This is a genomic window from Arthrobacter sp. zg-Y238, assembly GCF_024385525.1.
GTDB lineage: Bacteria > Actinomycetota > Actinomycetes > Actinomycetales > Micrococcaceae > Arthrobacter_B > Arthrobacter_B jinronghuae.
This window is the reverse complement of sequence record NZ_JANFLU010000008.1, coordinates 130503-153040: the sequence shown is the minus strand read 5'-3', so window position 1 is coordinate 153040 and position 22538 is coordinate 130503. Positions and strand designations below refer to the sequence as shown.

21 protein-coding genes are annotated in these 22538 nt (G+C 67.4%); 4 read left to right on the top strand and 17 right to left on the bottom strand.

Features of this window, described 5'->3' with window-relative positions:
• Positions 1-29: 29 nt before the first annotated feature.
• The 11 genes from aroB to NNX38_RS08355 all read right to left on the bottom strand — a co-directional run bounded on the left by aroB (position 30) and on the right by NNX38_RS08355 (position 11387).
• Complete coding sequence (gene aroB / locus NNX38_RS08405) at positions 30-1151, bottom strand: 3-dehydroquinate synthase (RefSeq protein ID WP_229951787.1); 1122 nt, start codon at positions 1149-1151, stop codon at positions 30-32.
• Complete coding sequence (locus tag NNX38_RS08400; protein WP_255797578.1) at positions 1152-1694, bottom strand: shikimate kinase; 543 nt, start codon at positions 1692-1694, stop codon at positions 1152-1154.
• Positions 1684-2892 (bottom strand): chorismate synthase, encoded by a 1209-nt coding sequence (gene aroC / locus NNX38_RS08395; protein WP_255797577.1) that lies wholly within the window; start codon positions 2890-2892, stop codon positions 1684-1686. The genes NNX38_RS08400 and aroC overlap by 11 nt, the downstream gene beginning before the upstream one ends.
• Positions 2893-2924: 32 nt before the next feature.
• On the bottom strand, positions 2925-3794 hold the full coding sequence (locus tag NNX38_RS08390; protein WP_255797576.1) for a shikimate dehydrogenase: 870 nt from the start codon (positions 3792-3794) through the stop codon (positions 2925-2927).
• A 2-nt stretch (positions 3795-3796) separates the two neighbouring features.
• Positions 3797-5011: an endolytic transglycosylase MltG gene (mltG, locus tag NNX38_RS08385; RefSeq protein WP_255797575.1), complete on the bottom strand. Its 1215-nt coding sequence runs from the start codon at positions 5009-5011 to the stop codon at positions 3797-3799.
• Positions 5008-5580: a Holliday junction resolvase RuvX gene (gene ruvX / locus NNX38_RS08380; RefSeq protein ID WP_255797574.1), complete on the bottom strand. Its 573-nt coding sequence runs from the start codon at positions 5578-5580 to the stop codon at positions 5008-5010. The genes mltG and ruvX overlap by 4 nt, the downstream gene beginning before the upstream one ends.
• A 1-nt stretch (position 5581) precedes the next feature.
• The gene (gene alaS / locus NNX38_RS08375) at positions 5582-8275 is read right to left on the bottom strand and encodes an alanine--tRNA ligase (RefSeq protein ID WP_255797573.1); all 2694 of its coding nucleotides are present in this window, start codon (positions 8273-8275) and stop codon (positions 5582-5584) included.
• A 95-nt stretch (positions 8276-8370) separates the two neighbouring features.
• A complete protein-coding gene (locus NNX38_RS08370) occupies positions 8371-8625 on the bottom strand; it encodes a hypothetical protein (RefSeq protein WP_227921347.1) in 255 nt (84 codons plus the stop codon).
• A gap of 27 nt (positions 8626-8652) precedes the next feature.
• Positions 8653-9027, bottom strand: a complete 375-nt coding sequence (locus NNX38_RS08365) for a DUF948 domain-containing protein (protein ID WP_229951780.1) — start codon at positions 9025-9027, stop codon at positions 8653-8655.
• Between the two features lie 229 nt (positions 9028-9256).
• Positions 9257-9883 carry a 30S ribosomal protein S4 gene (rpsD, locus tag NNX38_RS08360; RefSeq protein ID WP_104054795.1) on the bottom strand — a complete coding sequence of 209 codons (627 nt, stop codon included), beginning with the start codon at positions 9881-9883 and terminating at the stop codon, positions 9257-9259.
• 208 nt (positions 9884-10091) lie between these two features.
• Entirely contained in the window at positions 10092-11387 is a 1296-nt protein-coding gene (locus NNX38_RS08355; protein ID WP_370646400.1) for a replication-associated recombination protein A, read from the bottom strand.
• Between the two features lie 188 nt (positions 11388-11575).
• On the opposite strand from NNX38_RS08355, the gene NNX38_RS08350 reads away from it, so the two are divergent.
• Positions 11576-12163, top strand: a complete 588-nt coding sequence (locus NNX38_RS08350) for a Vms1/Ankzf1 family peptidyl-tRNA hydrolase (protein WP_255797571.1) — start codon at positions 11576-11578, stop codon at positions 12161-12163.
• Here the strand turns inward: NNX38_RS08350 and NNX38_RS08345 are convergent.
• The 3 genes from NNX38_RS08345 to aspS all read right to left on the bottom strand — a co-directional run bounded on the left by NNX38_RS08345 (position 12160) and on the right by aspS (position 15972).
• Complete coding sequence (locus tag NNX38_RS08345; RefSeq protein ID WP_255797570.1) at positions 12160-13212, bottom strand: nitronate monooxygenase; 1053 nt, start codon at positions 13210-13212, stop codon at positions 12160-12162. The two genes, NNX38_RS08350 and NNX38_RS08345, sit on opposite strands and share 4 nt — an antisense overlap.
• An 8-nt stretch (positions 13213-13220) precedes the next feature.
• Positions 13221-14057, bottom strand: coding sequence for a PhzF family phenazine biosynthesis protein (locus NNX38_RS08340; protein WP_255797569.1), 837 nt, complete (start codon positions 14055-14057; stop codon positions 13221-13223).
• 121 nt (positions 14058-14178) lie between these two features.
• The gene (aspS, locus tag NNX38_RS08335; RefSeq protein WP_229951775.1) at positions 14179-15972 is read right to left on the bottom strand and encodes an aspartate--tRNA ligase; all 1794 of its coding nucleotides are present in this window, start codon (positions 15970-15972) and stop codon (positions 14179-14181) included.
• A 124-nt stretch (positions 15973-16096) separates the two neighbouring features.
• Between aspS and NNX38_RS08330 the strand changes: the two genes are divergently transcribed.
• Complete coding sequence (locus NNX38_RS08330; protein WP_255797568.1) at positions 16097-17398, top strand: APC family permease; 1302 nt, start codon at positions 16097-16099, stop codon at positions 17396-17398.
• A 6-nt stretch (positions 17399-17404) separates the two neighbouring features.
• Here NNX38_RS08330 and NNX38_RS08325 read toward each other — a convergent pair whose 3' ends face one another.
• Both NNX38_RS08325 and NNX38_RS08320 read right to left on the bottom strand, forming a co-directional pair.
• Positions 17405-18415 carry an adenosine deaminase gene (locus NNX38_RS08325; protein ID WP_255797567.1) on the bottom strand — a complete coding sequence of 337 codons (1011 nt, stop codon included), beginning with the start codon at positions 18413-18415 and terminating at the stop codon, positions 17405-17407.
• 44 nt (positions 18416-18459) lie between these two features.
• Positions 18460-19017 (bottom strand): hypothetical protein, encoded by a 558-nt coding sequence (locus tag NNX38_RS08320; RefSeq protein WP_255797566.1) that lies wholly within the window; start codon positions 19015-19017, stop codon positions 18460-18462.
• Positions 19018-19152: 135 nt separating this feature from the next.
• On the opposite strand from NNX38_RS08320, the gene NNX38_RS08315 reads away from it, so the two are divergent.
• Both NNX38_RS08315 and NNX38_RS08310 read left to right on the top strand, forming a co-directional pair.
• On the top strand, positions 19153-20472 hold the full coding sequence (locus tag NNX38_RS08315) for a sensor histidine kinase (RefSeq protein WP_255797565.1): 1320 nt from the start codon (positions 19153-19155) through the stop codon (positions 20470-20472).
• Between the two features lie 56 nt (positions 20473-20528).
• On the top strand, positions 20529-21140 hold the full coding sequence (locus NNX38_RS08310; RefSeq protein WP_370646399.1) for a response regulator: 612 nt from the start codon (positions 20529-20531) through the stop codon (positions 21138-21140).
• On the opposite strand, the gene hisS is transcribed toward NNX38_RS08310, so the two are convergent.
• Complete coding sequence (gene hisS / locus NNX38_RS08305) at positions 21137-22492, bottom strand: histidine--tRNA ligase (RefSeq protein WP_255797563.1); 1356 nt, start codon at positions 22490-22492, stop codon at positions 21137-21139. The two genes, NNX38_RS08310 and hisS, sit on opposite strands and share 4 nt — an antisense overlap.
• Between the last annotated feature and the right edge of the window lie 46 nt (positions 22493-22538).

Here is a 22538-nt window from a genome sequence, read left to right as displayed (position 1 = left end):
GTCGACTATTCTACCCGCTCGCGCAGAACCTACAGGCTGAGGCGGATTCCGCCCTGCGGCTCGGAGGCGATCTCCTGGTAGGCCGCGAACAGCAGCGAGGTGTCCGGGACCTCGAGCATGGACGGTTTAGCCAGTCCGTCCAGCACCACGAAGCGCAACAGGTCCCCGCGGGACTTCTTGTCCCGGCGCATGCCGTCCAGCAGGGCAGACCAGCGGTCCTTGCGGTAGGTCACGGGAAGCCCCAGCGAGGAAAGGATTTCCTTGTGCCGGTCCGCCGTGGCGTCATCCAGCCGGCCCACCGTCCGGCCCAGTTCCGCGGCGAAGACCAGGCCGACGGATACCGCCGCGCCGTGCCGCCACTGGTAGCGTTCCGCCAGCTCGATGGAGTGGCCCAGGGTGTGCCCGTAGTTCAGGAATTCCCGGCGGCCGGATTCGCGCAGGTCCGAGGAGACAATTTCGGCCTTGACCCCGATGGAGCGTTCCACCAGTTCGCGGACGACGTCGGAAGCGCCGTCGGCCACTGCCTCCGGGTTCGCTTCGACCAGGTCCAGGATGGCAGGGTCGGCAATGAACCCGCACTTGATGACCTCGGCCATGCCGCTGAGCAGTTCGTTCTTCGGCAGGGTGGCCAGGGCGTCCAGGTCCGCCAGCACCCCGGCCGGCGGGTGGAAGGCGCCCACGAGGTTCTTGCCCTCGGCGGTGTTGATGGCCGTCTTGCCGCCCACGGCCGCATCCACCATGCCCAGCAGGGACGTGGGGATGTGCACCACTTTGATGCCCCGCAGCCAGGTGGCGGCGACGAAGCCGGCCACGTCGGTGACGGCTCCGCCGCCCACGGCGACAATGGCATCGGACCGGGTGAAATCGTTCTGGCCCAGGACCTGCCAGCAGAAGGACGCCACCTGGATGTGCTTGCCCTCTTCGGCGTCCGGGATCTCGGCGGTGACGGCGGTCAGGCCCGTGGCGGCGAGTTCGTCGCGTACGGTATCGCCGGTCGTACGCAGGGCGCGCGGGTGGATGACCAGGACGCGGCGCACGCGCTCACCCAGCATGTCCGGCAGCCGGCCAAGCAGGCCGTTGCCTACGACGACGTCGTAGTTCTCTGCGGGATTGGAGCCGGTCACCGGGATGATCGTGGGTTCGGAGGGCATCTAGTCTTCTCCTTTGATGAGGACGGAAGTCAGCCGGTCAATAATGGCCGGAACGGTGAGTCCCCTGGTGTCTATGGTGATGTCGGCCAGGGATTCGTATATGGGGCGGCGGATGTCCGCCAGCTCCTGCCAGCGCCGGACCGGGTCCGGTGCGAGCAGTGGACGGTGGCCTGCACGGGTGATCCGCGGAAGCACTGTGGCAAGGTCCGTATCCAGAAACACTACAGTGGCGCCGCTGAGCAACTGCTGCGTCCCCGAGTCCAGTACGGCTCCGCCGCCCAGCGAGATGACCGTGGGCACCCGGGCTTCGAGCGCCGCGGCAACGGTCCGCGCCTCGACCTCCCGGAAATAGTGCTCACCGTAGGCGCTGAAGATACCGGCAATGGGGCCGTAGCGTGCCACTACGGCCTCGTCGGTATCCAGGAACGGCATCCCCTGGCGGGCCGCGAACCCGCGGCCGACCACCGATTTCCCGGCTGCCATAAAGCCCATCAGGACCAGGTGCCGGTCGAGCGCCCTGGACCTGCCGTTCCTAGAGGACATCGGTACCGGCGGATTCCAGCGGCTGCGGGATGGCGGCCAGGTAGGCGTGCAGGTTCCGGGCGGTTTCGGGCACGGAATCGCCGCCGAACTTCTCGATCACGGCTTCGGCCAGGACCAACGCCACCATGGCTTCGGCAACCACACCGGCAGCGGGGACCGCACAGACATCCGACCGCTGGTGGTGGGCCCGGGCCGGTTCGGAGGTACTTACGTCAACGGTGCGCAGCGCCCGCGGCACGGTGGCAATGGGTTTCATTGCGGCACGTACCCGCAGCAGCTCCCCGATGCTCATGCCGCCTTCAATGCCGCCGGCGCGGTTGCCCGAGCGGACCACGCGGCCCTCGGCGTCCTGCAGGATTTCGTCGTGCGCGGCGGAACCGCGGCGGGTGGCAGTGAGGAAACCGTCCCCTACTTCCACGCCCTTGATGGCCTGGATACCCATCAGGGCACCGGCGATCCGGGCGTCGAGCCGGCGGTCCCAGTGAACGTAGCTGCCCAGTCCCGGCGGCAGCCCGTAGGCCAGCACCTCCACCACTCCCCCGAGCGTTTCGCCCTCCTTGTGGGCGGCATCGACTTCGGCAACCATGGCGGCCGAGACGCCTGCATCGAAGCAGCGCATCGGATCGGCGTCGAGCGCGTCGACGTCGGCCGGGAGCGGCAACGCCGAGTCCCCGGGCGCCATCACGCCGGCAATGCCCACGGTATGGCTGACCAGCTCAATGCCCAGCTGCTTCAGGAAGGCAGAGGCGACGGCGCCAAGCGCCACGCGGGTCGCGGTTTCCCGGGCGCTGGCACGTTCCAGGACGGGACGGGCTTCGTCAAAACCGTACTTCTGCATGCCGGTGAAATCAGCATGCCCCGGACGGGGGCGGGTGAGGGGCGCGTTGCGGGCAGAGTCGGCCAGGACTGCCGGATCCACCGGATCCGCAGCCATCACCTGTTCCCATTTGGGCCACTCGGTGTTGCCGATCTCGATGGCCACCGGCCCGCCCTGGGTTTTGCCGTGGCGGACGCCGCCGAGGATGCGTACCGCATCCTGTTCGAATTTCATCCGGGCGCCGCGGCCGTAGCCGAGGCGGCGGCGGGCCAGTGCAGCGGAAATCAGGGTGCTGTCCACTTCCACTCCGGCAGGGACACCTTCAACAATTCCGACCAATGCAGGGCCATGGGACTCACCGGCGGTCAACCAACGCAACATGCTTTCAATACTGCCATGCCCGGCGGGGGCGTTCAGCGCCGCGGGATTCCCACGGCGTCACACATGGCGTTTGTGACGCCGGGTTCGTCAAAGAAGGCTTCCCCGGTAAACAGCTTTACCTGCTCCACGGCCTGGTAGAGCAGCATCTCGATGCCCGGCACCACCGTTCCGCCGAACCCGGACCAGACGGACGCGATCCGGCTTGGCCATGGGTCGTACGCGGCATCCAGGAGGATGGCACCATCCCGGACTTCGGCGATGTCCTCTGCCAGGCCGTCGGCGCCGTGCGGCGGCAGCGTGCAGATTACGACGTCGGCAGCCGCACAGGCCTCGGCCGCCTCCTCCCACGGGCGCGGGCGGACAGCAACGCCGGTTGCGCGGCCTGCGTCTAATACCCCGGCCTGGCCGGGGGCGGGTTCCGGGAACCGACGGGCACAGACCACAGTTTCGGACGCGTCCAGCTGCGCGAGGGCCGCAATGGCCGCGCACGCCGTTCCGCCCGCACCCAGCACCACGGCGCGGGGCCGGGCACCGATTCCGGCGTACCGCAGCGCGCCGGCAATGCCTGCGACGTCGGTATTGTGGCCGGTCAGGACCGTGCGGGATCCCGTCAGGGAGAAGGTCACTGTATTCAGCACCCCGAGTGCCTTCACCAGCGGCTCGACTTCGTCCATCTGCGCCACCATGACCGCCTTCAGCGGCATAGTGACGGACAGACCGGTCCAGCCCGCCTGCCCGCGGAGGGAGGCCGCGAATCCCGCGGCCTCCTCAACGCGAAGGTCTATTGCCTCGTAGCTGCAGTCGAAACCCAAATGGGCGTATGCAGCCCGGTGCAGCCGGGGCGACCTGGAATGGCTGATCGGATGCCCCAGCACGGCTGCGCGCCGCGCAGTGCTATCCACCCCTAACCGCACCGCCCGGCTTTTTGGGTACTGCACCAGTTCTGGTATTCCTCGACGTACTTGGCGTGCTCGGCGAGGGTGGAGGAGAACTTGGTTTCGCCGCTGTCCAGGTTGACGGTGACCCAGTAGTAATACGGGACGTCATCCGGGTTGGCCGCTGCCTCAATGGCCTCCCGGCTCGGGGAACCGATGGGACCGACGGGCAGGCCGGGGTTGGCATAGGTGTTGTACGGGTTGGATTTGTCCGCTTTTTCCTCCGGCGTGAGTTCGTAGCTCTTGCGGTTCAGACCGTAGGTCACCGTGGCATCGGACTGGATCAGCCCGTTGGTTTCCTTGTTGTCCGGGCCCAGCCGGTTCTCGATGGAGCCGGCGACGGCGCCGTAGTCAGCCTCCCCGGCCTCGGCCTGGATGATGCTGGCCTTGGTCAGGATCCGGTACTGCTCGGCGGGATCGGTAATACCGGCCCCTTCGAGTTCAGCGAAGGTGTTATCCACCATCTCGGTAATGATCTCGGTGGCGTCCTTTTCGACGTCGAACCGGTATTCGCCCGGATGCAGGTAGCCCTCTAGGCTTACTGCTTCCTCCGGCAGGCCGAACTGCTGCGGGTCCGCGGCCAGCGCCTGGAACTCCGAAAGCGGGATCCGGGTGGAGGTGTTCAGGACTTCGAAGACCTCGCTCTGGCGCAGGTCGCGTGCAACGGCCGCGTAATGCACCTGGCTGCCGCCGTCCCCGAGCAAGGCATCCACGGCGGCCGAGGAGGACATCTGGTACTTCATTTCGTACGTACCGGGCTGGATTTCCCGTCCGTCCGACTGGGCGGTGAAGGCGTTGACGAATTCCTTGGACGTGGCGACGATGTCTTCGGCTTCGAGCTTTCCGCCGATCAGCAACGGGCCGTCACCTTCTGCAACGGTAAAGGCCACGGTGCCGTTGCCGGCACCCTCGTAGTCCTGGATCTCGTTCATGCCAAGCAGGTCCCGAAGGAACATAATGAGGCCGAAAATCACCCCTGCAAATACGGCCAGCACGGTGACCATGATGATGGTCCGGCGACGGCGGCGGCGCTGCTTTTCACGGCTCGGCCGTTGGCTCCTGCGGCTGGGCAGGTCCGCGGGCTCCTCGAAGAACACACCCACGGGGAGTTCATCACTGCCGCCCTGTCCGGGCCTGCGGTCTGGCTCCGCCATGGCCGGGTAATCGGGATATCTGTGGCTCACGGCGTATTACCGCCTTCGCGCTCGATGTCCTGCGAAATGTCGAACTCCTCAGTCGGGGCCGGCACCCCGCCGCTCTCGCGGCGCGGCCGGCGCAGTGTAACCAGCTCCCCTACGTCCCGGTTCAGGGATCGTTGTGTGTCAATAGACTGCTGCAGAATAGCCACAGCGGCCGCTTGATCAACCACTGTACGGTGATTCCGGCTGTTCATTCCAGCTTCGCGCAGGGAACGGTGCGCGGAGACCGTAGTCAGGCGTTCGTCCACCAGCCGCACCTGCTGTTCCTGGCCGGCGTCGGCCAGGGCGCGGACCAGCGCCTGCGCGTAGTCCCGTGCCATCTGCGTGGAGGCGGTTTCGCCGCCGCCCAGGCTGCGGGGCAGGCCGACAAACACTTCAACGGCACCCCGCTCCGCAGCCTCCCGGACCACCACGCGGATGTCACTGTTCTTCTTCGCGTCCCGCTTCAGCGTCCTGACCGGCATGGCCAGGACGCCGTCGGGGTCGCTGGCTGCGAGGCCGACCCGGACCAGGCCGACGTCGACGCCCAGCTTCACCCCGTGCAGACCACTCAAGTCAGCTCCGCCCGGCCACGGCTTCGCGGATGGCCGTGAGGGCATCTCCGATCCTGCCTGCGTCGGAGCCGCCGCCCTGGGCGACGTCGTCCTTGCCGCCGCCGCCGCCGCCGAGCACGCCGGCCGCAACCTTGACGAGTGCACCGGCCTTGACGCCGGCGCCGCGGGCGCCTTCATTGGTGGCAACAATCACTACGGGACGGTTGTTGGAGACGCCTGCGACAGCCACCGCTGCGGGCTCGCTGCCCAGACGGGAACGCAGGTCGAGGGCCAGGGTGCGCAGATCATCCGCTCCCCCGACCTCGCCGGCGTTGTGTGCCAGGAGCCGGACGCCGTCAACGTCAACTGCAGTGCCTACGAGGGCGGCAGCGGAAGCGGACAGCTGCTCGCGGCGCAGCCTTTCGAGTTCCTTCTCGGTGGACTTCAGCTTTGCCAGGGTGGCGGCAAGGCGGTCCGGGAGCTGCGCCGACGGGACCTTGAGCATCTCGGACAGCTCGTTCACCAGTGCCCGCTCTGCGGCCAGGTGACGGAAGGCATCCATACCCACGAAGGCTTCGACCCGGCGGTTGCCGGAGCCCACGGACTGCTCGCCCAGCAGCGTCAGGCTGCCGATGCGGGACGTCGAGGCCACGTGTGTACCGCCGCAGAGTTCGCGGGACCAGTCGCCGTTCATTTCCACGACCCGCACGGTGTCGCCGTAGGCTTCGCCGAACAGTGCGGTGGCGCCCAGGGCCTTGGCGTCCGCCAGGGACATGACCTTGGTCTCGACCTGGTAGTTGCTGCGGATCGCGAGGTTGGAGACCTCTTCGATTTCGGACTTCGCGGCGTCGGAGAGGCCTTCGCCCCAGGAGAAGTCGAAGCGCAGGTAGCCGGCCTTGTTGAAGGAGCCGCGCTGCAGCGCTTCCGGGCCGAGGATCTGGTGCAGGGCGGCATGCACAATGTGCGTGCCGGAGTGCGCCTGCTCCGCTTCGTGGCGGCGCTGGGCGTCGACGGCGGCCAGCACGTTGGCGCCGGCAGCGATCTCGCCTTCGCGGACAATCGCCTTGTGTACGCTCAGTCCCTTGACCGGGCGCTGGACGTCCTGCACCTCGAGGACGAAGCCGTCACCGGTGATAAGGCCGGTATCGGCGGCCTGTCCGCCTGCTTCGGCGTAGAACGGGGTGGAGTCCAGCACCAGGGAAATCTCCGAACCCTGCCCGGCGTATTCCACCCGGGAGTCCCCGGAAATGATGCCGCGGACCTTCGATTCGGTCTTCAGCTCGTCGTAGCCGGTGAACACTGTGGAGCCGGCGGCCAGCAGTTCGTTGAACACCGACATATCGGCGTGCCCGTGCTTCTTCCCGCGGGCATCTGCCTGGGCGCGCTTGCGCTGCTCGGACATGAGGGAGCGGAATCCGGCCTCGTCGACCTTCAGTCCCGCTTCCTCGGCCATCTCCAGCGTGAGGTCGATGGGGAAACCGTAGGTGTCGTGCAGGGCAAACGCTTCTTCGCCGCTCAGCGGAGCTCCGGCAGCCTTGGACACCTTGACGGCTTCTTCCAGGCGCTCGGTGCCGGAGGCGATGGTGCGCAGGAACGCCTTCTCCTCGGCGTAGGCAATCCGGCTGATCCGGGCGAAGTCCGCTTCAACCTCGGGGTACGTACCCTTCATGGCGTCGCGGGAGACGGGCAGGAGTTCGGGCAGCACGGCGGTGTCCACGCCCAGCAGGCGCATGGCACGCACGGCCCGGCGGATGAGGCGGCGCAGCACGTAGCCGCGGCCTTCGTTGGAGGGGCTCACGCCGTCCGAAATCAGCATCAGGGCGGAGCGGATGTGGTCGGCAACCACGCGCATCCGGACGTCGTCCGTGTGGTGCGGGTCCGAGGGGTCTTCGGAGCTGGTGTAGGTCTTGCCGGAGAGCTCGGCGGCCTTGTCCAGCACGGGACGGACCTGGTCCGTCTCGTACATGTTCTCCACGCCCTGCAGGATCATGGCCAGACGCTCAAGGCCGAGGCCGGTGTCGATGTTCTTCTGCGGCAGTTCGCCGGCCACGTCGAAGTCCGTCTTGGAGCGCACGGCGGAGAGCTGGTACTGCATAAAGACCAGGTTCCAGATCTCGATGTAGCGCGTCTCGTCTACTGCCGGGCCGCCCTCCTGGCCGTAGGCCGGGCCGCGGTCGTAGTAGATCTCGGAGCAGGGGCCGCCCGGGCCGGCCTGTCCGGTGTTCCAGTAGTTGTCCGCCTTGCCGGTCCCGATGATGCGTTCATTCGGAACACCGACTTTGTCCCGCCAGATGGCGCGTGCTTCGTCGTCGCGCTCGTCGCCGTCTTCATAGACGGTGACCCAGAGCCGCTGCGGGTCCAGCCCGTAACCGCCCTTCTCCACGTCGGAGGTCAGCAGTTCCCAGGCGTAGGTGATCGCTTCTTCCTTGAAGTAGTCACCGAAGGAGAAGTTTCCCGCCATCTGGAAGAAGGTGCCGTGGCGGGCGGTCTTGCCCACTTCTTCGATGTCCGCGGTGCGGATGCACTTCTGCACGCTGGTTGCCCGGCTGTACGGCGCCTTTTCGCGGGCGGTGAGGTAAGGGATGAACGGCACCATGCCGGCCACGGTGAACAGCAGCGAGGGATCGTTGGAGACGAGCGACGCCGAGGGCACCACCGTATGTCCCTTGTTGCTGAAGTAATCCAGCCAGCGGCGTGCAATCTCGTGGGACTTCATGGTGCTTCTATACCCTTCCGGTAATGGTGTTTCGGCATGCAGGTGGAACTGCGTGCGTAATGCTGTGCTGCCAGTGACGAAGAAGTGCCGGCCGCTTAGCGGCGCGTGGACCTCAGCGTTTCGGCAACGTTGTCGGAGTTGTCCAGGCCCAGGGCGGCGCGCAGCTCGCCCTCGCGCTGGCCCATGCCTTCACGCAGGGCTTCGGCGAAGCTCTGCACGGCACCTGCTGCGGAATCCACCGCACGGTTGATCCCCGCCTGGCTCAGGCTGGTCTTGGCTTCGGATACCCGGCGGACGGCGATGACGCCGATGGCAACGCCAATGGACATCCAAAATACGCGCTTGATCATGGCTGGCTCCTGTAGTTGTTGGTGTGCTTAGCGGCTGCGTCGGCCGCGGCCGACGGTCCTGCGGGAAGCGAGGGCGGAACGGACGCCGTAGCTGAATGCCGAGACCTTGATCAGCGGGGAACCCACGGTGGCGGCCACCAGGGAGGACAGAGCGGACAAGTTGGCCGATGCGTCCGAAACATTCGAGGAGATGCCGTCCACCTTCTGCAGCTGCTGGTTGGTGGTGGACACCGTTGTGGTGACCTCGTCGATCAGCGGAGTGGTCTCCTCGCTGAGCGTACGGATGGCGCCGCGCATCTCGTCAAAGACCTTCCCCAGTTTCCAGACGGGAACGGCCAGCAACGCGACCAATACGGCAAACACACCGGCCGCGATCAGACCGGCTATATCTCCACCCGACATGGGACTCCTTCTTGCGCAAAAATTTGTGGTTCGCATCACCGTGACCGGATCTGCCCGGAAGGTCCCGCCTGGATACGGCGAAAGACTCCGCTATGTACCTTACCTACTGCAACGCCGCGGCACTTACTTTTGCCGTGTACGCCACGAAAGGAGGAATACGGCCCCGGATAACGGAACAGCCCGCGGCACAAGGCCGCGGGCTGAACAGTAAACGGAAAAGTTTCCGTTATTAGCGTGCGTAGTATTCCACCACGAGCTGCTCTTCGCAGGTCACGGGGACTTCCGAGCGCTTCGGGCGACGCACGAGGCGTGCCTGCAGCTTGTCCAGGGAAACATCGAGGTAACCCGGAACGGCGGGCAGGACGTCGCGGTGGGCGCCGGCTGCGGCAACCTGGAACGGCGTCATGGTCTCGCTGCGCTGGTGCACGTGGATGAGCTGGCCTTCGGAAACGCGGAAGGACGGACGGTCCACGCGGGCGCCGTCAACCATGATGTGACGGTGCACAACCAGCTGGCGGGCCTGGGCGATCGTGCGGGCAAAGCCGGCACGCAGTACGAGTGCGTCGAGACGCATTTCGAGCAGTTCGATCAGGTTTTCACCGGTCAGGCCGGCGGTACGGCGGGCTTCTTCGAAGACACGGGTCATCTGTGCTTCGCGGATGCCGTACTGTGCGCGCAGACGCTGCTTTTCACGCAGACGTACGGCGTAGTCGCTGTCCTGCTTGCGACGGGCGCGGCCGTGCTCACCCGGGGGGTAAGGCCGACGCTCGAAGTACTTTGCTGCCTTGGGGGTCAAAGCAATGCCGAGGGCGCGCGATGCGCGTGCCTGCCGGCGTGCACGTGTGTTGTTAGCCACGTTCACCTTTCACTGTTTGGCGGTTTGGCCACGGCGGTAGTACGTGCCGTGACTGCTGCGAAATATGCTGGCCTCCATTAGGGAGAGCTCCGGCCAACCGCTGCCGTCTGCTACAGCCGAGGGTGTCGAAATCGACAACCGGCTTGCCAGTCAACCATCAATGCTAACACGCACTGCGGCGCCCGCCGGCAGGAGCAGCCGGGGCAGGTCAGGACTTCTCGCCCCGAATGATTCCCCGCAGCCGCTCCAGCCTTGCGGAGATGTCGCGCTCCACTCCGTTGCCGGTGGGTTCGTAGTAGTTCTTTCCAACCAGGTCATCCGGCGCGTACTGCTGGCGTGCGACGCCGTGCGGGGAATCATGCGAATAGACATACCCCTTGCCGTGCCCCAGCTGCTTCGCGCCCGGGTAGTGGGCATCGCGCAGGTGGGATGGAACGCCCTGCCCGCGCCCGGCCCGCACGTCGGCGATGGCCGCGTTGATGCCGTTGTAGGCAGCGTTGGATTTCGGTGCGGTGGCAATATGCACCACGGCCTCGGCCAGGATGATCCGGCCTTCGGGCATGCCGATCAGCTGGACGGCCTGGGCCGCCGCGACGGCGGTCTGCAGCGCCGTCGGGTCCGCCATTCCCACGTCCTCCGAGGCGGAGATGATCAGCCGCCGGGAAATAAACCGCGGGTCCTCCCCCGATTCCAGCATGCGGGCCAGGTAGTGCAGGGCGGCGTCGACGTCGGATCCGCGCAGGGACTTGATGAACGCGCTGGTGATGTCGTAGTGCTGGTCCCCCGCACGGTCGTAGCGCAGCGCGGCGACGTCCAGTGCCTCTTCGGCATGCTTCAGCGTGACTTCCGGGATGTCGTCGCCGTCCGCTTTCTCGGAGTAGGCGACGCCGGCGGCGGCCTCGAGCGCGGTCAGGCCGCGGCGGGCGTCCCCTGCCGCCAGCCGGACCAGGTGCTCCAGCGCCTCAGCGCTAAGCGTGACCCGCCCTGCGAGTCCCCGTTCATCCTCGACGGCGCGTTGGAGCAGGGCGGCAATGTCCTCCTCGGTCAGCGGCTTCAGTGTGAGCAGCAGGGACCGGGACAGCAGCGGGGAAACCACGGAGAAGGACGGGTTCTCCGTGGTGGCTGCCATCAGGACCACCCACCGGTTTTCCACTCCGGGCAGCAGTGCGTCCTGCTGTGCCTTGTTAAAGCGGTGGATCTCGTCCAGGAAGAGGATGGTGGTGACGCCGTGCAGGTCCCGGTCCGTCAGGGCCTGCTCCATGACCCGGCGGACGTCCTTGACGCCGGCCGTGATGGCGGAGAGTTCCACGAACTTGCGGCCTGCGCCCCGGGCGACGACGTGCGCCAGCGTGGTCTTGCCGGTGCCCGGCGGCCCCCACAGCATGACCGAGGAGGGTCCGGCGGGGTTGCGTTCGTCCGCGGACGAAGCCAGTGTGCGCAGCGGCGAACCGGGGCCGAGCAGGTGCTGCTGCCCCACCACCTCGTCCACGGTGCGCGGGCGCATCCGGACCGCCAGGGGGCTGCGCGGCCGCACTCTCGTACCCGGGGCTGCCCCGGCGTCGTCGAACTCTGCGTCGTCGTCTCCGTCTACGCTGAACAAATCATTCCCCGGCAAACCATTCACGCTTCAAGGCTACTCGTGCCGTAACCTGAGCAGGTCCACCCCTCTTTTCGTTGAAAGCAGACCCGGCCATGCCTGCCTCGCGCACCACCTATGTTCCGGCAGAGCGGCTGGCCGGCTGGCTGGAACGGTTCGAGGCGAACCAGGGGGCGCTTCAGTTCCTGCCCGTGAACGAGGGTATCCGGGTCCGGGCGGCGTCCGGGGCCGAGGCCGAACTGCTCGGACCCTGGCCTGCCGACGGCCGTCCCGGGCGGGGAACCAACGACGTCGAACGCCTCGCCTCACTGGCCGGGCAGGCCCGGACCCTGGGGCTGGTGCTGGTCCGCCGCGGCGGATATGCCGTGGGCGTTGCCAGGGAAGGCCGCCTGCTGGGCTCGAAAACGGGCTCACCCAACAGCCGCCGGGCCAACGCAGCCGACGCGTTGGCTACCATCGCCGCGGAGCAGGCAGCGGCCGTATTCGGCGGTGCAACCCCGGAGTACCTCGTCTTCGGCGGCGACCGGATGCTGGCCGAGCAGGTGGCTGGACGGCGGGAGTTTGCGCGCTGGGCCGGCCTGCCCCGGCTGCGCCCGCTGGACGTCGCAGATCCGAAAGCTGCGGTGCTGGCGCAGGCGGCCCGCAATGCGGCGTCGGTGTTCGTCCGGATCAGCCTGCCCTAGGAACGGTTAATGCGCCCACCCAATCGCGCGACCACGGCGGCGGCCGGTTCCGGCAGTGCCGACCGGTAACCGGTTCCGGCCCAGAGGCTGGTGCCGTGCGGGTCCCCCGCGGCCACCGCCTGCGCCCGAAGCCCCTTGGTGATCTGGTTGACCAGCGGGTACGCGGCGGGAGCGTCGGGGTGCCCGGCCATAAAACGATTGGCCAGTCCCCGTGCGGTGCGGCCGGAAAAGGCCCGGGTCAGTGCGGTCTGTGCAAACTGCGGATCCTGCAGTGCCGCTCGGTGCACGGGACTGGTCCCGGCCTCCGGGCTCAACAGCAGCGCGGTGCCGATCTGCACGGCGTCCGCGCCGGCGGCCCGCAGGGTCCGCACCTGTGCAGCGGTGCTGATTCCTCCGGCGGCAATGAGTTCGACCCGGGCTGAGCTGAAGGTGTCCCGGACCGCACGTACCAGGTCGACCAACGGCTGCGCGGCCGGCTCCGCCGCGGCGTCGAACGTGCCGCGGTGGCCGCCCGCCTCCGGCCCCTGCAGGCACAGCATCCGTGCGCCGGCCGCAACGGCGAGTTCCGCTTCCGCTGCGGTGGTCACGGTGACGGCAACGGCGGTGCCTGCGTCCCGGAGCGCAGCAATAACGTCCCTGCCGGGCAGGCCGAAGGTAAAGGACACCACCGGTACCTGCAGGCGGAGGACTGCTTCGAGTTTGGCGTCCCAGCCGTCGTCGTCCTCCGGATCCGGCAGCGGCAGCAGCTCCGGCGGATAGTCCCGGGTGAGCTGCTCCCGGTAGGCAAGGGCGGCAGCGACCTGCCGGGACGTTCCGGAACCGCCGGTGTTCGCGGCGTCCGGCACGAAGAGGTTTACTCCGAACGGCCGCCTGGTCAGTGCCCGGGCCGCGGTTATTTCCTCCGCCAGCGCCTCCGGGCTTCGATAGCCGGCGGCCAGGAACCCCAGGCCGCCGGCGTTGCTGACCGCCGCGGCCAGCGCCGGAGTGGACGGCCCGCCGGCCATGGGTGCGCCGACGACGGCGTGCGGAAGGGACCCCAGAGTAAACATGCCCGCGGCTACAGCTTTACGGTGCCGTCGATGCAGGTGACCGTTTCCCCGCCGACCCAGATTTTCCGGTCCCGGGTAAAGATCCGCACCAGCCCGGAACGCTCCAGCACGGTGCCCTGCGTGACGGTGTAGCGCTCCGGCGCCAGGCCGGCTCCGATCAGCCACTGTGCCAGTCCGGCGTTGAGGCTGCCGGTGACGGGATCCTCCGGCACCCCGTGCCCGGGCGCAAAGGCGCGGACTTCGAAGTCCGTTTCGCCGCCGTCGGGCTGCGGGCCGATAACCCCCACGGCCAGGGATCCCATAGCTGCCGGATCCGGCGTCAGGGACAGCACGGTTTCGGCATCCTTCAGGAGCAGGCCCAGCCAGCCGGGCCCGTTGTCGATCCAGTTCGAGGCGGAAACCTGGTCCCGGCTGATCCCGAGGGCCTCCACGGCCTGCTTCAGCACGGCTTCCTCCAACTCGCCCGCGCGGATCAGCGGCGGTGCACCGAACGCAGCCATCCCGGCCGAGGCGTGCAGGGTCACCAGTCCCACTTCGCATTCGGATATTACGACGCCGGGGTAGTGCGGAATGTTGCCGGCTTCGAGCCACGCATGGCAGGTGCCCAGGGTGGGGTGTCCGGCGAAGGGGATCTCTCCCCCGGGCGTGAAGATGCGCACCCTGTAGTCGGCGCCGTCCTGCGTGGGCGGCAGCACGAACGTCGTCTCCGACAGGTTCGTCCACCGGGCAAAGGAGGCCATGGCGGCGTCGGAAACGCCGTCTGCGTCCAACACCACGGCCACCGGGTTGCCCAGATAGGGCTTGGTGCCGAATACGTCCACCTGCTTGAACCAGCGATCTCTCATGCCCAAACACTATCGGGTGCCGGTGCCGGACTGTCCAGCGGAAACGGGCATGTCCAAAACGCGGTTAAAGCACGGTACCCGGCCGCATGCTGCGACCGGGTACCGTGCCTGCGGCGGAGAGCTATGCTTCCTTCGCGGCTGCTTCCTTGTCCTTCTTCGCCTCAGGCTTGAAGTCCACGCCGGCTTCCTTGCGCTGCTGCGGCGTGATCGGTGCCGGAGCCTGCGTCAGCGGGTCGTAGCCGCCGCCGGACTTCGGGAAGGCGATGACGTCGCGGATGGAATCGGTGCCGGCCAGCAGGGCCACCACGCGGTCCCACCCGAACGCGATGCCGCCGTGGGGCGGTGCGCCGTACTTGAAGCCTTCAAGCAGGAACCCGAACTTCTCCTGGGCGTCTTCCTGTGAAAGGCCCATGACCTTGAAGACACGTTCCTGCACGTCGCGCTGGTGGATACGGATGGAACCGCCGCCGATTTCGTTGCCGTTGCAGACAATGTCGTAGGCGTAGGCCACTGCCGACTCGGGATCCGTGTCGAAGGTATCCATGAATTCGGGCTTGGGCGAGGTGAAGGCGTGGTGCACGGCCGTCCAGGCGCCGCCGCCCACGGCCACGTCACCGGCGGCAACAGCGGCCGACGCCGGCTCGAACATCGGCGCGTCGACAACCCAGACGAAAGCCCAGTCCTTGGGGTCGATCAGGCCGGTGCGGTGGCCGATCTCCACGCGCGCGGCACCGAGCAGGGCACGCGCCTCGCTCTTTTCGCCGGCACCGAAGAAGATGCAGTCACCCGGCTTGGCACCCACCTTTTCGGCGAGGTTCTCCCGCTCGAAGTCGGTCAGGTTCTTAGCGACCGGACCGGTCAGCGTGCCGTCTTCCTGGATCAGCACGTAAGCCAGGCCCTTCGCTCCGCGCTGCTTGGCCCATTCCTGCCAGGCATCAAGGGTGCGGCGTGCCTGGGAGGCGCCGCCCGGCATCACCACGGCGCCCACGTAGGGAGCCTGGAAGACGCGGAAGGTGGTGTCCTTGAAGAATTCGGTGAGCTCGGTGAGCTCCAGGCCGAAACGCAGGTCCGGCTTGTCGGAACCGTAGCGGGCCATGGCATCCGCGTAGGTCATCCGCGGGATGGGGGTGCTGATCTCGACGCCGATCAGCTTCCACAGCGACTTCACGATCTGCTCGCCCAGGGCGATGATGTCGTCTTCTTCAACGAAGCTGGCTTCAATGTCCAGCTGCGTGAACTCCGGCTGGCGGTCGGCGCGGAAATCCTCGTCGCGGTAGCAGCGGGCAATCTGGTAGTACTTCTCGAAACCGCCCACCTGCAGCAGCTGCTTGAACAGCTGCGGGGACTGCGGCAGGGCATACCAGGAACCCGGGGCCAGGCGTGCCGGAACCACGAAGTCGCGGGCGCCCTCGGGGGTGGAACGCGTCAGGGTGGGGGTTTCGATCTCCACGAAGCCTTCGTCGTGCAGCAGTTCGCGGGCAACACGGTTGGCTTCCGAGCGCAGACGCATGGCCGCGGCCGGCGCCGGGCGACGCAGGTCCAGGTAACGGTGGCGCAGGCGGGCTTCCTCGCCGACCTCCACATGCTCGTCGATCTGGAAGGGCAGCGGGTCCGAGGTGTTCAGGATAACGACGTCGTCCGCGATCACCTCTACTTCGCCCGTGGCCAGCGCCGGGTTCTCGTTACCCTCGGGCCGCTTCTGCACGGTGCCGGTGATCTGCAGGACGTACTCGTTGCGCAGCCCGTGGAAGACATCCTCTTCACGCACCACAACCTGCGCCACACCCGAGGCATCGCGGAGGTCGAGGAAGGCGACGCCGCCGTGGTCGCGCCGTCGGGCGACCCATCCTGCGAGAGTAACGGTCTGTCCAATATGCTCGGCCCTCAGGGAACCAAGGGCATGAGTGCGCAGCACAGCTGTCCTTTCGAAAAACTTGCGGAAACCACTGTTTCCGCCCATTGTAAATACACGGTCTACTTGAGAGTTTACCGGTGAACCGACCCCCACCCCGCCACGTACCTACCGATTGGACGGCCTGTTGTCCGGCACTACCCAGCCGCGTGTTCCCCTGGGCGGCTTTGATGCCACCACTGCCGGCCTAGGCTCCATCGTCGGTGCGGGCGCGTTCGTCGCCTTCGCTCCGGCTGCGGCTGCAGCAGGACCGGCGCTGGGCGCGGGCCTCGGCATCGCCGCGGTTGTGGCCTTCCTCTGCGGGCTCTCCACCTTCCAGCTCAGCAGGGCCGTCTCACGCCGGCTCCCCGAGGACCGCGGCGGGGACGCCACGGCGCGCACGGCCGCGAGGATCCTGCTGGGGCCATACAGTGGTTTCCTTTCCGGCTGGACCCTGGTCTGGGCGCTGCTGCTTTCCTCGGCTGTCCTGGCACTCGCGTTCGGCGCTTATGTATTTCCTGAGCATCCCAAGGCCGGCGCGGCCGGGGCCGTGGTTGTTATGGCCGCAGTGAACCTGCTGGGAGTGAACAGGGGTTCCTGGGTTACCCGCTTCATAGTGGCCTTTGTCTTCAGCGTCCTGGCCTTCACCGTGGTGGTGCTCTTCAACGAGGCACCTCACCAGCCACTGCGGGTGGGTGCGGAGATTGAGGCCAGCACCTCGGGTGTGCTGCAGGCAGCCGGGCTGCTGTTCTTCCTTTTCTCCGGGTACACGCGGCTGGCCACGCTGGGTTCGGGTGTACGTAATCCCTCACGCAACCTGCCGATCGCGATCCCCGCTGCCATTGCCGTGGCCTTCGCACTGTATTGGTTCATGGGTTCCTCAATGCTGGCCTACTACGGTGCGGCTGCCCTGTCCGCCGAGACCGCTCCCCTGCTTGATCCGCTGGAGAGCGTGGGCGCAGGCGTGGGTACGGGGGCCGTCATCCTTGCCGTTGCCGCCGCCGCCCTGGGCGGACTGTGGTCGCTGATGGAATCGGCAGGCCGGACAGCCTCCGACATGGCCGCCGACCGTGACCTTCCCCCCTTCTTCGGTTGGTCCAGGGGATCCCGCTTCGGCCGCGGACAGACCCCTTGGGCTGCAGAAGCCGCGGCCGCCGCCGTCGTCCTGATGCTTGTCGTGCTGGGGGATCTGGACGCCCTGCTGGGGATGGCGTCCTTCGCCCTCCTGTTCTACGCGGCCATCACCACTGTGTGTGCTTTCACGCTGAAGGACCGCACGCGCTACGCACCCCGGGTCCTGAACCTGGCCGGCGCCTTGGGCGCGCTGCTGCTGGCCCTCGCCCTGCCGCCCGTGTCCATCAGCCTGACCCTGATCATCCTCGTAGCGGGGCTCGTGGTCCGGTTGAGCTTCCGGCGGCCGCGGACCCCCAGGACCCCGCCGCCGTTCTAGGCCCGCCTAGGCGCCGGCCGCCTCCCATGCACGGACTTCGCCCAGCAGCTCTGCGCGGCGTCCGGCAGACGCGAACGAGGCTTCAATGGAGTTGGCGGCCAATAGGGCAAGCTGCGCCCTGCTGAGCCCGAAGGTTTCCTGCACCGCCCGGAAATTGTCATCCACGTAGCCGTCAAAGTAGGCCGGGTCATCCGAGTTCACGGAAATATTCAGGCCGTGTTCGAGCATCCGCGGCAAGGGATGCTCTGCCAGCCCCGGCACCGCCTGCAGCCGCACGTTGGACAGCGGGCAGACGGTCAGCGGCACTTTCTCCCGGACCAGGCGGTCCACAAGGTCCGGGTCATCCAGGCAGCGGATCCCGTGGTCGATGCGGTCTGCCTGAAGAAGGTCCAGTGCCTCCTCGATGTAGGCGGACGGGCCTTCCTCGCCCGCGTGCGCTACGCTCCGCAGCCCCGCCTCCCGGGCACGCCGGTACAGGTCTATGAACGACGACGGCGGGTTCCCTACTTCCGCAGAGTCCAGGCCGATCCCGATGATCGGCGCGTCCATGGCCAGCAGTTCCTCCAGCACTTCCAGCGCTTCGGCCACCGGGTGGTCGCGCAGGAACGCGGCAATCAGCTCGGTGGAGATCCCGAATTCTTCCTCGCTGCGGGCCAAAGCCGCCCAGACGCCGCCCACAGACACACTCAGCGGGACGCCGCGGACAAGGTGCGCCTGCGGATCCATCATCATCTCCACATGCCGCACCCCGGCCGCCGAGGCCCGGCGCAGGTAGGCGCGGGTCATGTCGGTGAAATCCGCCTCGGTCCGCAGCACATCCATATTGGAGTAATAGAGGTCCAGGAAGGACTGCAGGTCCGTGAACCGGTACCGCGCACGGAGGTCCTCGAGGCTGTCGTAGGGCAGGTCGAGGCCGTTGCGGGCGGCCAGTTCGAAGATCAGCTCCGGTTCCAGCGTTCCCTCGATGTGGAGGTGGAGTTCGGCGCAGGGCGGGGTGCGAATCAGGTCAACGGGCATGGGTAAAGCCTAGGGGCCTGTGCCGTGCACCGCCACGGATGCGGCTAGCTGCGGCCGGCCTTTTCCCGGGGAGCGGTTTCAAACATTCCGTACACCGGGCCGGCCAGCAGCCAGATCCCTGCGACCAGGCCGGCCCGCTTCACCCAGTCCCACAGCACCTCCGCTTGCCCGGGTGCGGCCACGATGGTGATCATGGCCAGCAGGACGGCGACGGTAATCCCGGTGGCCAGCAGGACGCGTCCGTATTCGGCCCACAACGACCGCCGGTACTCCGGCGTCCCCTTCGCCGGCTTCACGGGTGCCGGTCCCCCGGCAAACCGGTGGGCAACCCGTACATCCGCCCACCGGATCAGGCTGTGGCCGAAGGCAACACTGAAGCCGAGGTAGAACGCCGCAAGGCCGTGAATGGACTCGGCCCGTCCGCCCAGCGCGAGGTCAGCCGCGGATGCCGCCAAAAGCACGACGTCGAGCAGGGGAACGCACGCGAGCAGCACCATGCCCAGCCGGCGCCGGTGAAGCACGTAGCGGGCGCCCAGGCCCGCCGCCAGCAGGACCCAGAAGCCGACCTCTGAGCCGATGATCAAATACACGAGGATGTCCATAACCCCAGCCTTCCGTGCGGGGAACCGGGTGTCGTCGGCGAAAGGTGCCACCGGTTGGGTGCCTTCCGTCATCCCTTTGGAGGACATAGCGCTGCACCGGGAGGCAGGCGAACGCCGCTCATTTAGGCTGAACCCATGCAAAAAACCGCAGACCAGCGTGCCGGGAACGGAATTTGGCCTTCCGGCGCCGCCACGGCTGCCGGCTACCTGGTGGGCGGTACCGTGCTGGAACTCCTCGGGGTGAACGCTGCGGGCCTGTTCCCGCCGATTCCGGGCGCACCGGGCTGGGCCTGGGTGCCCGTCCTGGTGCTGGGTTGCGCGGGACTGCTGTTCCGCCGCCGGAATGTTCCGCTGATGCTGGCCGTCACCGGAACGGCAACCTGTGCCGGCGCAGTGCTGGGCGGCGGGATCATCACCTATCTGCTCCTGTTCGAGGTGCTGTACGCCGGGATCCTCTTTGGCTCGCCTCGGGTGAGCCGCGGCGTGCAGCGCGCGGCGGTCACCGGCATGGTTGTCCTTCCCGTTTCCGTAGGACTGGTGTACCGGGAGTGGCCGTACCTGCTCTTCGGTTTATTCCAGGCGGTTTTCGTCTGCCTTGTTCCGCTGTGGTGGGCCGGCTCCCTGCGCCGCCAGACCGAGCGGGCGGAACGCGAACGGCAGCGGGCGGAAACAGAACGCCTTCGGGCCGAACGCACCGCCCAGCTGGCTGAACTTCGCCTCCGGGTTGCGGTGGCGTCGGAGCGCGGCGCCATGGCACGCGAACTGCACGACGCGATTGCCGGGCATCTGTCCGCCATAGCACTCCAGTCCGGCGCTGCGCTGGCGGCGCGCGACGCTGCCCTGGACCACCGGGTGCTGGCCCAGGTCCGGGCGGAAAGCGTCTCCGCCCTGCAGGAAATGCGCTCGATGATCGACCTGCTCCAGTCCGACGGCCCGTTGGACGGCAGGGAGCAGGCGGAAGCCGCTGCAGCCGCAGGCGGCCTGGGCCAGCTGGAATCCCTGGCAGCGTCCGCCCGGCTGGCCGGAAGCCCGGTGGAACTGGATCTGCCCGGGGACGTTGAGGTGCCGGTGCTGGTAGGCAGCAGCGTCTATCGGATCGTGCAGGAATCGCTGGCCAACGCGGTCCGGCACGCGCCCGGCTGCCCCGTCAGCATCTCTGTCCGACTGCGGGACAGGCGGCTGGAGCTGAGCATCAGCAATGCGCTCCCCGCATCCGGCGGCGGCAGTTCCGCGGCCGCCGGAAACGGTTCGGGCCTGCGGAACATGAACCTGCGGGCAGCCCAGCTCGGCGGAACTTTCTCTGCCGGACGGGTCGCAGGTAGTTCCCCTGGGCAGGATCTGCGACCCGTCTGGCTCGTCGAAGCCGCCCTGCCCATAGAAGACGCCGTGGAAGCCTCCCTGCTCCCCCGCGTGCTCCCCCGCGTACTCCCCCGCCAGCCCCAGGAGACACTTTGACCGCCGCCACCGTGCTGCTGGCGGATGACCACTCGGCCATCCGCGGCGGCCTGCGCATGATCCTGGAGTCCATCGGCGGCTTCACGGTCGTCGGCGAGGCTGCCGACGGAGCCGGAGCCGTGCGCATGGCACGTGCCCTGCGGCCCGACGTCGTACTGATGGACCTTCGCATGCCCGGAATGGACGGAATTGCCGCCACCGCCGAGATCACCGGAGAGGGCCTGTCCGCGGTGCTGGTGCTGACCACCTTCGACATTGACGAGTACGTTTTCGCTGCACTGCGGGCCGGTGCCGCCGGTTTCCTGTTGAAATCGGTGGAACCTGCCGAACTGGTCCGTGCGGTGCAAAGCGTGGCCGACGGCGACAGCGTCCTCTCCCCGGAGGTCACCGGCAGGCTGATCTCCGCGTTCGTGCAGTCACCGGTTACGGCACCCGCAGCGGCAATGGCTGCCGGGAACATCGCGGCTGAGCCCCTGACCGCACGGGAGGAAGCCGTCCTGGCCTGCATCGGCGAGGGACTGTCCAACCAGCAGATTTCCCGCCGGCTGGGCATCGCCGAAACCACCGTCAAGACCCATGTCTCCCGGGTCCTGGCCAAGCTGGGAGTCTCCTCCCGGGTGCAGGCCGCCATCGCGTTCCGGGAACGCGGCGGCGGCCCGGGCCGCTAGGCGGACGGCACCTGAACGGGGGTTACCTGCACGGTGAGGTCCTCGGCCGGCGGGGTCCAGAGCGCGGGATCCGCCGGCACCTGCTCACCGGTCCGGATGTCCTTGACCTCGTGGCTGCCGTCTTCGGCGGTGAACCAGACAAACGGGATGCCCCGGCGGTCTGCGAACTTGATCTGCTTCCCGAACTTCTCCGCCTTCGGGGCAACTTCCACTGAAATCCCGCGGCTGCGCAGCTGGGCGGCGGTGTCCTGGGCTTCGGACCAGGACTCGTCGGTGGCCAGGGTCAGCAGCACCGTGGTGGGAACGCTGCGCGAAGCCTGCGCGAATTCCTGGCTGAGGATGCGCATGACCAGCCGGGTGACGCCAATGGAGAGTCCGACGCCGGGGAAGGTGCGGTTGCCCTTGCTGGCCAGGGAATCGTAGCGTCCGCCGGAGCAGATGGAGCCGAGCGCTTCATGCCCAACCAGGACCGTTTCGTAGACGGTGCCGGTGTAGTAGTCCAGGCCGCGGGCAATGCTGAGGTCCGCGAGGACCCGGCCCGGAGCGCGGCGGGAGGCTTCGCTGATGACCTGGAACAGTTCATCGAGGCCTTCGTCCAGCAGTTCGTTGGACACGCCCAGTGCCCGGACCTGCTCCACGAACGAAGTGTCCTCCGTGCGGATGGAGGCCAGTTTCAGGGCAGCCTCGGCCTGTTCGGGGGTGGCACCGAGTTCTTCCTGCAGGAGCTCGGCTACGCGCTGCGCGCCGATCTTCTCCAGCTTGTCGATGCTGCGCAGCACTCCGGCGGTGTCTTCCAGGCCGATCCCGCGGTAGAAGCCTTCGGCCAGCTTGCGGTTGTTGACCCGGATCTTGAACTCGGGGATGGGCAGCGCGCCCAGGGCTTCGGCGATGACCAGCGCCAGCTCGACGTCGTAGCGGAACGGCAGCTCTCCGTCACCCACCACATCGATGTCGGCCTGCGTGAACTCGCGGGCGCGGCCTTCCTGCGGACGCTCGCCGCGCCAGACCTTCTGGATCTGGTAGCGGCGGAACGGGAAGGAAAGGTGGCCGGCGTTCTCCACCACGTAGCGGGCAAACGGCACGGTCAGGTCGAAGTGCAGGGCCAGCTGGTTGGGATCTTCCTTGCCGGCCGCCTCGCCCTCTTCGGCCTGCAGCCGGCTGAGCGCGTAAACTTCCTTGTCGATTTCGCCCTTGCGCAGCAGCTGGCCCACCGTCTCCACGGCACGGGTTTCGATGTTGGAGAAGCCGTGCAGTTCGAAGGTGCGGCGCAGTACGTCCAGGACATGGAGTTCAACAAGGCGCTCCTGCGGTAGCCATTCGGGGAAACCGGACAGTGAGGCCTTGCGTGCCATGGTGGCAACTCCTTAGGTGGGCGAAACGGCACAGGCGGAACCCCGC

Excerpts from the sequence above, each read along its gene's own strand:
- NNX38_RS08355 (WP_370646400.1), bottom strand. The coding sequence starts at position 11,387 with ATGCGCCCGCGCACCGTGGACGAGGTGGTGGGGCAGCAGCACCTGCTC.
- NNX38_RS08320 (WP_255797566.1), bottom strand. The coding sequence starts at position 19,017 with ATGGACATCCTCGTGTATTTGATCATCGGCTCAGAGGTCGGCTTCTGG.
- NNX38_RS08365 (WP_229951780.1), bottom strand. The coding sequence starts at position 9,027 with ATGTCGGGTGGAGATATAGCCGGTCTGATCGCGGCCGGTGTGTTTGCC.
- NNX38_RS08370 (WP_227921347.1), bottom strand. The coding sequence starts at position 8,625 with ATGATCAAGCGCGTATTTTGGATGTCCATTGGCGTTGCCATCGGCGTC.
- alaS (WP_255797573.1), bottom strand. The coding sequence starts at position 8,275 with ATGAAGTCCCACGAGATTGCACGCCGCTGGCTGGATTACTTCAGCAAC.
- aroC (WP_255797577.1), bottom strand. The coding sequence starts at position 2,892 with ATGTTGCGTTGGTTGACCGCCGGTGAGTCCCATGGCCCTGCATTGGTC.
- NNX38_RS08315 (WP_255797565.1), top strand. The coding sequence starts at position 19,153 with ATGCAAAAAACCGCAGACCAGCGTGCCGGGAACGGAATTTGGCCTTCC.
- NNX38_RS08310 (WP_370646399.1), top strand. The coding sequence starts at position 20,529 with ATGATCCTGGAGTCCATCGGCGGCTTCACGGTCGTCGGCGAGGCTGCC.
- NNX38_RS08345 (WP_255797570.1), bottom strand. The coding sequence starts at position 13,212 with ATGTTTACTCTGGGGTCCCTTCCGCACGCCGTCGTCGGCGCACCCATG.
- NNX38_RS08400 (WP_255797578.1), bottom strand. The coding sequence starts at position 1,694 with ATGTCCTCTAGGAACGGCAGGTCCAGGGCGCTCGACCGGCACCTGGTC.
- aroB (WP_229951787.1), bottom strand. The coding sequence starts at position 1,151 with ATGCCCTCCGAACCCACGATCATCCCGGTGACCGGCTCCAATCCCGCA.
- hisS (WP_255797563.1), bottom strand. The coding sequence starts at position 22,492 with ATGGCACGCAAGGCCTCACTGTCCGGTTTCCCCGAATGGCTACCGCAG.
- NNX38_RS08350 (WP_255797571.1), top strand. The coding sequence starts at position 11,576 with ATGCCTGCCTCGCGCACCACCTATGTTCCGGCAGAGCGGCTGGCCGGC.
- NNX38_RS08340 (WP_255797569.1), bottom strand. The coding sequence starts at position 14,057 with ATGAGAGATCGCTGGTTCAAGCAGGTGGACGTATTCGGCACCAAGCCC.
- NNX38_RS08325 (WP_255797567.1), bottom strand. The coding sequence starts at position 18,415 with ATGCCCGTTGACCTGATTCGCACCCCGCCCTGCGCCGAACTCCACCTC.